Annotated in this window: 9 protein-coding genes; all 9 read right to left on the bottom strand. The window is 38.6% G+C overall.

Annotated features, from left to right (window positions below; translation table 11 throughout):
* Positions 1-3: 3 nt before the first annotated feature.
* The 9 genes from ACKGJN_RS14140 to ACKGJN_RS14100 all read right to left on the bottom strand — a co-directional run bounded on the left by ACKGJN_RS14140 (position 4) and on the right by ACKGJN_RS14100 (position 11,534).
* Positions 4-768 carry a ParA family protein gene (locus tag ACKGJN_RS14140; RefSeq protein ID WP_409540201.1) on the bottom strand — a complete coding sequence of 255 codons (765 nt, stop codon included), beginning with the start codon at positions 766-768 and terminating at the stop codon, positions 4-6.
* A 243-nt stretch (positions 769-1,011) separates the two neighbouring features.
* Positions 1,012-3,849 (bottom strand): M16 family metallopeptidase, encoded by a 2,838-nt coding sequence (locus tag ACKGJN_RS14135; RefSeq protein ID WP_409540200.1) that lies wholly within the window; start codon positions 3,847-3,849, stop codon positions 1,012-1,014.
* Positions 3,850-4,083: 234 nt separating this feature from the next.
* Positions 4,084-4,959 (bottom strand): SDR family oxidoreductase, encoded by an 876-nt coding sequence (locus ACKGJN_RS14130; protein ID WP_409540199.1) that lies wholly within the window; start codon positions 4,957-4,959, stop codon positions 4,084-4,086.
* 112 nt (positions 4,960-5,071) lie between these two features.
* Positions 5,072-7,204 (bottom strand): methylmalonyl-CoA mutase, encoded by a 2,133-nt coding sequence (gene scpA, locus ACKGJN_RS14125; RefSeq protein WP_409540198.1) that lies wholly within the window; start codon positions 7,202-7,204, stop codon positions 5,072-5,074.
* A gap of 80 nt (positions 7,205-7,284) precedes the next feature.
* On the bottom strand, positions 7,285-8,661 hold the full coding sequence (locus tag ACKGJN_RS14120; RefSeq protein WP_409540197.1) for a methylmalonyl-CoA mutase subunit beta: 1,377 nt from the start codon (positions 8,659-8,661) through the stop codon (positions 7,285-7,287).
* Between the two features lie 52 nt (positions 8,662-8,713).
* The gene (locus tag ACKGJN_RS14115; protein WP_409540196.1) at positions 8,714-9,028 is read right to left on the bottom strand and encodes an FtsB family cell division protein; all 315 of its coding nucleotides are present in this window, start codon (positions 9,026-9,028) and stop codon (positions 8,714-8,716) included.
* Between the two features lie 80 nt (positions 9,029-9,108).
* Positions 9,109-9,717, bottom strand: a complete 609-nt coding sequence (udk, locus tag ACKGJN_RS14110; protein WP_409540195.1) for a uridine kinase — start codon at positions 9,715-9,717, stop codon at positions 9,109-9,111.
* A gap of 231 nt (positions 9,718-9,948) precedes the next feature.
* Positions 9,949-10,404 (bottom strand): c-type cytochrome, encoded by a 456-nt coding sequence (locus tag ACKGJN_RS14105; RefSeq protein WP_409540194.1) that lies wholly within the window; start codon positions 10,402-10,404, stop codon positions 9,949-9,951.
* Positions 10,401-11,534: a PQQ-dependent sugar dehydrogenase gene (locus ACKGJN_RS14100; protein ID WP_409540193.1), complete on the bottom strand. Its 1,134-nt coding sequence runs from the start codon at positions 11,532-11,534 to the stop codon at positions 10,401-10,403. Before ACKGJN_RS14100 ends, ACKGJN_RS14105 begins: the two co-directional genes overlap by 4 nt.
* Between the last annotated feature and the right edge of the window lie 398 nt (positions 11,535-11,932).

The raw sequence follows: 11,932 nt of genomic DNA, 5'->3' as shown, positions 1-11,932 counted from the left end.
TTCTTAGGAATTTTTCTTTATAATTTCGTGCGCCAGGCTCAAATAATTATTAGCTCCTTTGCTGCTGGCATCATAATTAATAATGCTTTCCCCGTAACTGGGTGCTTCACTTAAACGCACATTTCGCTGAATGATTGTGGTAAAAACCATCTCGTTAAAGTGCTTCTGAACTTCGTCTACCACTTGGTTTGATAGTCTTAGTCTGGAATCATACATGGTTAATAACAGCCCTTCAATATCCAGGTTCTTATTGTGGATCTTCTGAACACTTTTTATGGTATTCAGCAATTTTCCTAAACCCTCAAGTGCAAAATATTCACATTGAATCGGGATTATTACAGAATCTGCTGCAGTTAAGGCATTTAAAGTTAAAAGTCCTAAGGAAGGGGCACAGTCAATTAGGATATAATCGTACTTTTCCTTTAGGTGTGTAATGGCCTTTTTAAGCATGTATTCCCTTTCATCCTGGTCTACAAGTTCAATTTCAATAGCCACCAAATCTATATGAGAAGGGATGATATCAAGATTTGGAGAACTGGTTTTTATGATGGCTTCTTCTGCTTTTATGGAATGTTCCAACAATTGATACGTCCCAAACTCAACGCCTTCAACATCAATTCCTAACCCTGAAGTGGCATTTGCCTGCGGGTCTGCATCAATCAATAGAACTTTTTTCTCAAGAACTCCCAGGGAAGCTGCCAGATTTATAGAGGTGGTAGTTTTACCTACCCCGCCTTTTTGGTTTGCAATAGCAATGATTTTACCCATTAATTATCTTCAGTTTTAAAAAGTAAAAATACAATTTATTACAGGTTTAGAAAATGATTTTGTTAACAGCTTATACATTAATATATATGAAAAGTGATTTTCTTTAGAATTTGGGTCAGATTTCCTTCGCATCTCCTGGATTTCAACAGAATTAAATTATGATAAAAGATTTACATTCAGTCTTGAACAAAAAAAACCTGACAAGGTATAATCCTGTCAGGTTTTAAATTAGGTTTTATTCTTCTATTCTATTTCTTCCGGCATCAGGATACCTAAAAGGTACTTGTCATTTAAAAAAGTATTGGCCACATCTTTTAAATCTTTAACCGTAAGTGCTGCAACTTTTTCTTCAAATTGCAGCATTTCATTGATATCTTTTTCTTCCCTTTCTGCAGCAGATAGTTGGTTTAGCCAGAAACGGTTCTGCTTAAGACTTTCTTTTCGGTTTAATAAAAGGGATTCTTTCACTTTGGCCAAATCTTTTTCTGAAGGGCCTTCCTTTTTAATTTTTTCTACCTCTGTTAAAGCGGCTGCAGTCAAATTATCTACATTCTCCGGCCCACATGGAAAAGAAATGCTGAAGTTATAGGATCCATAAGGAATTTTAGACATAGAACCTCTGGCTCCAACACCATAAACTCCACCTTCTTCTTCCCTGAGTTTTTCTACCAGTTTTATTGTGAGGACCTCGCCTAATGCTCCAAGAGCAAAATCTTCTTCTTCCTCATAACCTGTTTCCCCATTCCAAAGGATGGTTACCTGGCTTTTAGGATCGGCTCCTTTATTGATCACCTTTTTACGATATTCATTAACTTCCCTGAATTCCGGAACCTTATATTCCTCTTTTTCACCATTGGAAGGGAGGCTGGCAAGGTATGTTGAAGCAAATTCTTTTAGTTTTGCTTCATCGATGTTACCTACAAAATAAAAAGTAAAATCCCCTGCATTGGAGAAACGTTCCTGATATTTCTCATAGGCAAGATCGTAATCCTGGCTATCAAAAGCTTCAGGAGTTGGAAATCCCAGGTAACGCGAATTTCCTTCATTTCTGAATTTTCCCAGTTCATTTTGAAAATAGAAATTAGGATTGGATAATAGGTTGCCAAGAAAATTTTTCTGCTTGGTCACAAATGAATTATAAGCTTCTTTATCCTTATTGAGATCAGTAAAATATAAATGTACCATCTGGAACAATGTTTCAAAGTCCTGAGGCGTCGAGGATCCATTAAAACCTTCAGAAATACTACCGATATTTGGGCTAACAGAAACCAACTTTCCACTCATCATTTTACTCATATCGTTTAGAGAGAGGTCTGCAATACCAGCTTCAGCTAGGCCGCTATTGGCAAATCCGGTATTGAGATAATCTTCATCTGAATACAGCGAAGTTCCTCCAGGGCTGTATGCAGAAAATAAAATTTCATCGTTTTTAAAATCAGTATTTTTATACACTACGGTTGCACCATTGCTAAGCACAAGTTTCTTGAATCCAACTTTATCATTGCTTTCAACTTTTGTAATCGTTCCTGCCTTTGGCGCATTGGTAATTAAATTCTCGCGAATGTCTGTTTCCTGATAAGCTGCAATTTCAGAGTTCTCAATCTCTTTAAGCAAGCCAAGAACTTCCTCTTCTTTTACCTGAGTGATATCATCTTTTTCCGGTCCGGTAAGTATGATCACCCGGTTTTGGTCATGAAGAAAATCATTGATAAGATTGTTCACCTCTTCAAGCTTTATTGTAGGTAAGGAAGCACTGGCAAATTGCGAAACCCATTCAATTCCCGGAATTGGGTCATTAGATAGGTAATGACTCACATAGGAACCAACGATCCTGCTGCTTTCCTGCTTGTCGCGGTCTTTGTATTGACGGTCCAGCTGGGCAAGATATTCTTTTTTAGCCCTTTCCAGTTCCCCGGAATTAAATCCAAAACGTTTTACACGTTCGTTTTCTTCAAGCAATGCGCGAAGAGATTTTAACTGCTCGCCGGCCCCGCTCATCGCAAATGACTGGTACGCATTCTTGGATCTTGCATAGGTTCCCCCATAGCTTGAAAATCCATAGGTAAAGGGTGGATTTGCACTATTACGAAGTTCGTCCAGACGGTTATTTATCATGGTAGAGAAAAGATTTTTAACTAACTTATCTCTGTAATCCTTGGTAGTAACAATATCTTTAGCATTTTCAAGGTCTTTGTAATAAACTCGAACCTGGCTGAAAGGAGCTTCTTTATCTGAAGCTATTGCTACAAAAGTTTCGTCATGATTGGGAAGATCAAATACTTTTCGATCCCTGGGGTTCGCAACCGGTTTCAGTTTAGAAAAATGATCTTTGATCTTTTGTTCCATCACTTCGGGATCCAGATCTCCAACCGCTACCACAGCCATTAAATCTGGCCTGTACCAATCTTTATAATAATTTCTTACGGTTTCATAATCTGCATTTTCTATAACTTCTTGTTTCCCAATAGGAAGTCTTTCAGCATATTGAGACCCGTACATAAGTTTAGGTAAATATTCTGTCATCATTCGCTTATCCGGGCCAAGGCCAAGCCGGTATTCTTCCATAACTACGCCTCGTTCCTCGTCGATGTCCTTGTCTGTCATTAACGCATTGTGCGCCCAGTCTTCAAGGATCTGAAACCCTTTTTCCAGGGTCTCGGGATTATCACTTGGAATTGGTAGAATATAAACTGTTTCATCAAAACCTGTGTACGCATTTAGATCGGCACCAAATTTCACACCTATACTTTGCAGGTAATCTACAAGTTCATTTTTCTCAAAGTTTTTAGTTCCGTTGAAGTTCATATGCTCAACAAAGTGAGCAAGACCTTGCTGATCTTCATTTTCCAAAATAGACCCTGCATTGATGGCAAGGCGTAATTCTAACTTATCCTCAGGTTTGCCGTTGTTACGGATGTAGTAAGTGAGGCCATTTTCAAGCTTGCCTATTTTTACATTAGGATCTGTAGGAATGTTTACCGAAGGATTTTTTTTTACTTCGTTTTTTCGGTCGACCTGTGCAAAACTTCCTGTGCAAATGAACAGGAGTGAAGCAATAGAATTCATTACAATTTTTTTCATACTTGTTTTACTTGTTTGTTTATAAATATAAATTTAACCAGTAGGGTAGTTAAGTAAGAAATTGAGGGAAGGAAGTTACATTATTTTTATTTCTTTTGCTTTAAATATAAAGAATTGGATTTAAGTTATTTACCTATGTAAGAGAATTGTTAACTATAAAATTTTTCCAATAAAAAAGCAGTTTCAGATTAATTCCGAAACTGCTTCTGCTATTATATCGTGAAAAATTCCTGGTTATTTCTTAGATTTTATCATGGCTTCAAGCTGATCCCACATTTCTTCCGGAATTGCTTCCAGGAGGTTAAACTGTCCGGCACCTTTTAGCCATTCTCCGCCATCAATGGTAATCACTTCACCATTGACATACGCGGAAAAATCAGATACCAGGTAGGCGGCTAAATTTGCCAGTTCCTGATGTTCTCCAACTCGTTTTAAAGGTACTTTTTTCGACAGATCAAATTTTTCCTTCAAATCTCCGGGAAGCAACCTGTCCCAGGCACCTTTTGTTGGAAATGGACCAGGAGCAATCGCATTGGATCGTATTCCGTACTTAGCCCATTCCACGGCCAATGACCTGGTCATGGCAAGTACGCCGGCTTTTGCGGTGGCACTAGGCACCACATAGGCAGATCCTGTCCAGGCATAGGTAGTTACGATATTTAGAATGGTCTTGTTTTTTTCTTTTTGGTCGATCCAGTGTTTTCCGAAAGCCAGCGTACAGTTCTTGCTGCCTTTTAAAACAATATCGATAATAGTATCAAATGCATTAGCTGAAAGTCTTTCGGTAGGAGAGATAAAATTACCTGCAGCATTATTAAGCAATACATCCACTTGTCCAAATTTTTCCACCGATGCCTTCACCATGGCTTCCACCTGGTCATAATGCCTGACATCACATTGTACAGGTAGAACCTGGCCTCCGGTTTTTTCTTCAAGTTCCCTGGCTGTGTTTTCCAGTTTTTCCATATTTCTGGAAGTGATCACAACATTGGCGCCCAATTCTAAAAAGTACGTGCTCATCGCTTTTCCGAGTCCGCTTCCCCCGCCGGTAACAACAATTGTTTTGCCTTTTAAGGCATCGTCTCTAAGCATTTTTTGTGTGTAGTCCATATAGATATTAGATATTAGTATTGAGTATTAAGTATTAAGTATTGAGTATTGAGTATTGAGAAATTTTGAATTTTGAATTTTGAATCTTTAATTTTAAATTCTCCACTTCACACTATTCGTCTATCAAGATTTCCAGCAATTCAATAGCTGCTTCGCTTATTTTTGTTCCGGGACCAAAAACGGCTACTGCTCCGGCATCAAATAAAAACTGATAATCCTGTGATGGAATAACTCCCCCCACAATTACCATAATATCCTCCCGGCCATGCTTTTTTAATTCTTCAATCACTTGAGGAACTAGAGTTTTATGTCCTGCAGCCAGGGAGGAAACCCCTAGAATATGTACATCATTTTCCACCGCCTGTTTTGCGGCTTCTGCCGGGGTCTGGAATAGTGGGCCTATATCCACATCAAATCCCAAATCGGCATACCCGGTAGCCACCACTTTCGCTCCGCGATCGTGCCCATCTTGTCCCATTTTCGCGATCATGATACGTGGACGACGCCCGTCCTGTTCCGCAAATTTATTAGCCAGTTCCCTGGCTTTTTTAAAGGAAGTATTGTCTTTCATCTCTTTTGAATAAACTCCGCTGAAGGATTGAATTCTCGCCTTATATCTTCCATAAACTTCTTCCAAAGCATCGCTAATCTCTCCTAAGGTAGCTCTTTCCCTTGCAGCATCTACCGCCAATTCCAGTAAATTCCCATCTTTATTTTTAGCGGCTTCCGTTAAAGCTTCAAGGGCATTTTTAACCTTTTTGGCATCGCGCTCTTTCTTTACCCGTTCCAGTCTTTCCAGCTGCTGAAGGCGTACTGTCTGGTTGTCTACCTCCAGGGTTACCAATGGATCCTCTTTTTCAAGACGATACTTATTATTGCCTACAATGATATCGGTTTCACTATCTATCCTGGCTTGCTTTTTTGCAGCGGCTTCTTCTATCCGCATTTTTGGAACTCCGGATTCAATGGCTTTTGTCATCCCACCTAATTCTTCCACTTCCTCTATTAGTTTCCAGGCTTTTTCAGCGATTTGGTGAGTAAGACTTTCTACATAATAGCTACCGGCCCAGGGGTCTACGGTTTTGGTTATTTTTGTTTCCTGCTGAAGGAATATCTGTGTGTTTCTCGCGATCCTGGCAGAAAAATCTGTTGGAAGGGCAATGGCTTCATCTAAAGCATTGGTATGTAAACTTTGAGTCCCTCCAAAAGCAGCTGCTGCCGCTTCAATACAGGTCCTGGCAACATTATTAAAAGGATCCTGCTCGGTAAGGCTCCAGCCGCTGGTTTGAGAATGTGTTCTTAGAGCAAGGGATTTTTCGCTTTTTGGATCGAACTGTTTTACCAGTTTCGCCCATAACATTCTGGCAGCACGCATTTTTGCAATTTCCATAAAATGGTTCATTCCAATGCCCCAGAAAAATGATAGGCGGGGAGCGAAAGAATCTATATCCATTCCTGCTCCAAGTCCTTTTCGTATATATTCCAATCCGTCTGCAAGGGTATAGGCAAGCTCAATATCTGCCGTAGCACCTGCTTCCTGCATGTGATATCCTGAAATACTGATGCTGTTGAATTTGGGCATATTCTTAGAGCTGTACTCAAAAATATCCGATATGATTTTCATAGAAGGAGTAGGAGGGTAGATGTAGGTATTGCGTACCATAAACTCCTTTAAAATATCGTTTTGAATCGTTCCTGAAAGCAGTTCAGGCTTTACACCCTGTTCTTCTGCAGCGACGATGTAAAAAGCCATAATTGGCAAAACGGCTCCGTTCATGGTCATAGAAACCGACATTTTATCCAGTGGAATTTTGTCAAAGAGAATCTTCATATCTTCCACCGTATCTATGGCAACTCCCGCTTTTCCAACATCCCCCACAACCCGTTCGTGGTCGCTGTCATACCCGCGGTGTGTTGGAAGATCAAATGCTACCGATAATCCCTTTTGGCCTGCAGCAAGATTTCTTCTGTAAAATGCATTGCTTTCTTCGGCGGTGGAGAACCCGGCATATTGGCGAATTGTCCAGGGGCGGATCACATACATAGTGCTGTAAGGTCCACGCAGATAAGGTGCGATTCCCGCAGCAAAATTCAAATGTCCTGCATCTTTTACATTTTCTTCGGAATAAACCTTTTTAAGATCTATTTCTTCAGCAGTTTCAAAAATTTTACCTGAATTTTGTTCTTCAGATTTTTTTGAAACGGATTTCTTTAAGGTGATATGTTGTAGGTTCTTTCGTGACATTTCTGCTTAATTCTTCAGCTGAACGTATTCAGCATTATTTACTCTCATATTTTTTCCAGGAAATATTTTAAAAAATAACTTTACTCATTTTTCAAACGTTCCTGTTCCATTCCTTCCGCCAAACGCCTTTCCAATATTGGCTGGATCAGGGTTTTTCTCGGATTCATTTTCAGGAAAGGATACAGTTCCAGGTCATTTTTCATCCTGTCTTCAGGATTTTTAAATTTATTTGTCCCAACGAGTACCAGTTCTCCATTGTTGAATTGTTCCTGTTCCTTTTGGGCACTTTCCAATATTTTTTTCTGAATAATCCCTTCCTTTAATTGTTTTAAAAATCCTCCGCCAGTTTCGATCTCCTTAAAAATTTCCAGTGCTTTTTCTGCAAACTGAATGGTAAGGCTTTCAATATAATAGGAGCCTTCAGCGGCATTGGAAACTTTATCGAGGTAACTTTCGGTCTTTAAAATCAAAAGTTGGTTCCGTGCAATCCTGTCGCCAAACTCATTGTTTTTATGAAAAATGGCATCGTATGGCGAATTGTAAACGGCATTTGCGCCGCCCAGTATAGCACTCATACTTTGTGTTGTGGTTCGCAGAAGGTTGACATTGTAATCGTACAACGTTTTATCGCGTTTTGTTGGCTGCGCCAGAATTTGGCAGTTTTCCTGAAAATTATATTCTGAAGCCAGGCTTGCATATAGAATTCTTAATGCTCTGATTTTGGCAATTTCGAAGAAATAATTGTTTCCTTCAGCGATCAGGAATTGAATTTCTTGACCTTTTTCGATCTTTTCAGAGGTGGAAAAATGATTCAAATATTCATTTGCATGAGCCAGAGAATACGCCAGTTCCTGTGGAATAGTTGCTCCTGCATTTTGATACAATGTAGCATCTATACTTAAAATAGATCTAAATTTGTCGCCAGCCGCAAGGATTTCAGTCATAATCTCATGATCCTTAGGCAGATTGAAATACCAGTTTCCTGATCGGGCCAGATTTCCAATGATATCCACCTGAGGTACTATTTGGTGATTTTTTCCGGAAAGAAATTTATTGAGATTCGTAAAGAACCTTTCAGAAAGGAATTCCAGACCAAGATACACCGGAACTTTTTCAAGATCCAAATCCTGAAATAATGTTTGAAGATCAACTTTTTCTGATGGAAGAATGAACCAAAGGCTTTCGGCACCTTTATTAAGTACTTCCTTAGCTTTTTGATTGCTTTTTTCTTCAAAAGCCACATAGATCTTTTCGCAGATCTCCCAGTTTTTTGGGGAAATAGTTTTTGGGGTTTCAGAAATATCTTCAGAATTATAAAAGGGTTTTACATTAATGCCATCCCGACTTTTATAAATCAACTTTTCATTATAATCTGCTCCTTTTAATTCAAATTGTATTTTTTGTTTCCACTCTTTGGCGGTAACTTCTTCAAATTCCTGAAATAGGCTTTGACTCATTTTCTTATAATTTTGATTGAAAAAAACGGAAAAGGGACAAAATATTTACTGCTTAATCAATGGTGTCATATTGAATAATAAAAATATCCTCATTTGCTCTCTTCATATAATAATGTTGCCTGGCGTAACTTTCCAATTCAAATGAATCGTTTAGTTTATCGATAGTGGCGCCGTCTTTGGCAATTTCTTTTTGGTAATATTCTTTATTTTCCCTCAGTTCGTTTATCTCCTGATCCAATTCGTGATGGGTTAGCCAGGAATTACTGTCTAAAAAAAACATCCAGAATGCAAAAATTAAGAGCAGTAAAACATAGCGATTGCTAATAATTTTAAACCATCTTTTTTGTCGGAGCTCTTTTAGCTTCATTGGAAAAAAATTTAAAGTCTTTTATGGATTTTTGAAAAAGCTGAATTGATCTATACCCAACATTTTTTAAAGATACAAAATTAAGATAATCTGTCCTTTATAATTGTTTGGACAATATCTACCGCTACAGTGTTAGGGCGGTTAGTAGGGATTATGATATCGGCAAATTCCTTTGTAGGCTCAATAAATTGCAGATGCATGGGTTTGAGCGTGGTTTGGTAACGCCATAAAACCTCATCCAGATCCCGGCCCCGTTCGTTTATATCTCTTTTTAGTCTCCGGATCATCCGCTCATCACTATCGGCGTGGACAAATATTTTAATATCGAACATATCGCGCATATCGGTATGCGTGAGAATTAAAATCCCCTCTACGATGATGACTTTCCTGGGATGGATAGTTCTGGTTTCCTTGGTGCGATTATGTTTTTGAAAGGAGTATACGGGTTCCTCGATAGAATTCCCTGATTTTAATTCTTTTAAATGTGCAGCAAGCAGGTCGAAATCTATTGATTTAGGGTGGTCAAAATTGATCTTTTTACGTTCCTCCATACTTAGATGACTGGTATCCTGATAATAGGAATCCTGGGATATTACATCTACTTCTTCATTTTTCAATTCATCCATTATTTGCCTTACCACGGTAGTTTTTCCACTTCCGGTTCCACCTGCAATTCCAATAATCAACATATTTTTAAAAATTTTAGGCAAAGTTAATTATTCCTTTGGAATGCTGGGGGATTGATTTTTTATTTGATTGATTATTTCCAGGAATTAAAATGGGGTTCCATAAAAATACAAGCCCATCTATATAATAGTTCAAAATGCAAATGCTTAATAAGAGCTAATATTTCAATCTCTTATTAAGCATTTGCGAACTTATAATTTTGAATTTTCCCTGAGAAAAAAAATCAAAAATTTTTATTTCTCTATTGCCTTTACCTCTTCCAGGGTTACAGGTTTTTTGCTTGAATTGCTCCAGGAGTTCATAACGTAAGTAAGTACATCTGCAACTTCCTGATCGGTAAGTCCCAGAGGTGCCATAGCCATGTTGTAATTCTCTCCATTGACCTCGATAGGTCCCTGCAAGCCATATTTAACTGCATGAATACTTTCTTTGCGTTTTTCGGTTAGCCAGTTGGATCCGTCAAGGGGTGGGAAAGTGCCCGTTATTCCCTTTCCATCGGAAAGATGACAGGTAATACAAAAATCGGAGTAAACATCTTTCCCGCGTTTATAACTTTCGCTATCCTGAAATTCGGAAATCTGCGTAATGCTGTTTTCTTCCAAAGAAGCATACGCAATAGTGTTATTCGATTTTTCTGATTTACAACCAAAAAGAAATGTAAATAATAGAAAACTATAGACTAATTTCATTCCTGAGTTTTTGCGATTTCTTTTTCTACCAGTTTTACTATGCCTTTACCTTCAACCGAAACATAAATAGTTCCATCAGGGCCTTCTTTTACATCTCTTATTCTACCAAGTCCTTCCAGTAATTTTTCTCTTCTTGTAACTTCCTTGCCATTCATTACATCGTGTTCCAGATATTGAAATTTTAAAGAACCAACCAAAAGGTTTCCCTGAAGGGAAGGATATTTATTAGTACTTACATATGCCATTCCACTTGGGGCTATCGATGGCACCCAATAGTGGATTGGGTCTTCCATTCCCGGTTTGCTGGTTTCATCAGTAATTGCGCCTCCTCCATAATTTTCACCATAGGTAACTAAGGGCCAACCATAATTCGCACCTTTTTTAATAACATTGATCTCATCACCTCCTTGTGGTCCATGTTCGTGAACCCAAACTTCTCCGGTATCCGGGTGAAGAATCATTCCCTGAGGATTCCTGTGACCGTAACTGTAAATAGCTTCCTTTGCATTTGGTTCGCCTACAAAAGGGTTATCCTGTGGAATACTGCCGTCATCATTAATCCTGTAAATTTTACCGCCATCCCGGGTAATATCCTGTGGATTTTCATCTCTTGCTCCGCGGTCTCCAATAGAAAAATATAAATATCCATCCTTGTCAAAAACCATCCGGGAACCAAAATGTTGTCCTTTGGTAGTGTTTGGGGTTGCTTTAAATAATACTTCCTGGTTTGTGAATTTTGTTCCTTCAAGTTTTGCACGCATCACGGCTGTATTTCCACCTTCATCATCACCTTCAGAAGATGAATAGGTCATATAGATCCATCCATTCTCCTCATAATTGGGATGCAAAATAATATCTAATAATCCACCCTGACCACGCTGATATACTTCCGGACCTCCGGTAAGTAGCTGTTTTTCTCCATCTTTAAAATGGATCATCTCTCCGCTTTTTTCGGTAATGATCATGCTTCCATCCGGAAGAAAGGTCATTCCCCAGGCAATTTCCAAGCCGTCTACAACCATTTCATAATCTATGGAGGTGTCTGGAGTTTCAATACTTGTGTCTTTTTGACCGCAGGCAGAAAATGTCATTATAGCCGTGCTAAAGAGTAGTAATAAATTTAATTTCATTTGATTTTTATTTTGCTGAAAAGATAAATAAAAATGAGCAAAAAGCTCTAAAATATATGTTAACAGCTAATTTCAAATTTTTTCTTTATTTCGTAGTTGGTATTCGATGAATTCAATTATATTTGCAGCCGCTTAGGCATTAAGTTAAGCGATCTTTTCCTTACTCAAATTTGGAAATTTTAAAATTTTCAGAAAAAATATACACATCAGGGTGTAGTCCCGCCTGAAAGTTGGGATAAACCCCGACTGGTTATCGCGTCCTGCTGAGGCGGTAAGGCCTCGGATTAAGTTCTTATATTACTGAATAAATAGTTGAAAAACTAAAAAACATACACCTCGGGGTGTAGCGTAGCCCGGTTATCGCGCCTGCTTTGGGAGCAGGAGGCCGCAGGTTCGAA

Origin of the sequence: Gillisia xinjiangensis (genome assembly GCF_046298265.1) — a bacterium.
Lineage (GTDB): Bacteria > Bacteroidota > Bacteroidia > Flavobacteriales > Flavobacteriaceae > Gillisia > Gillisia xinjiangensis.
This window is presented reverse-complemented; position numbering and strand designations above follow the sequence as displayed.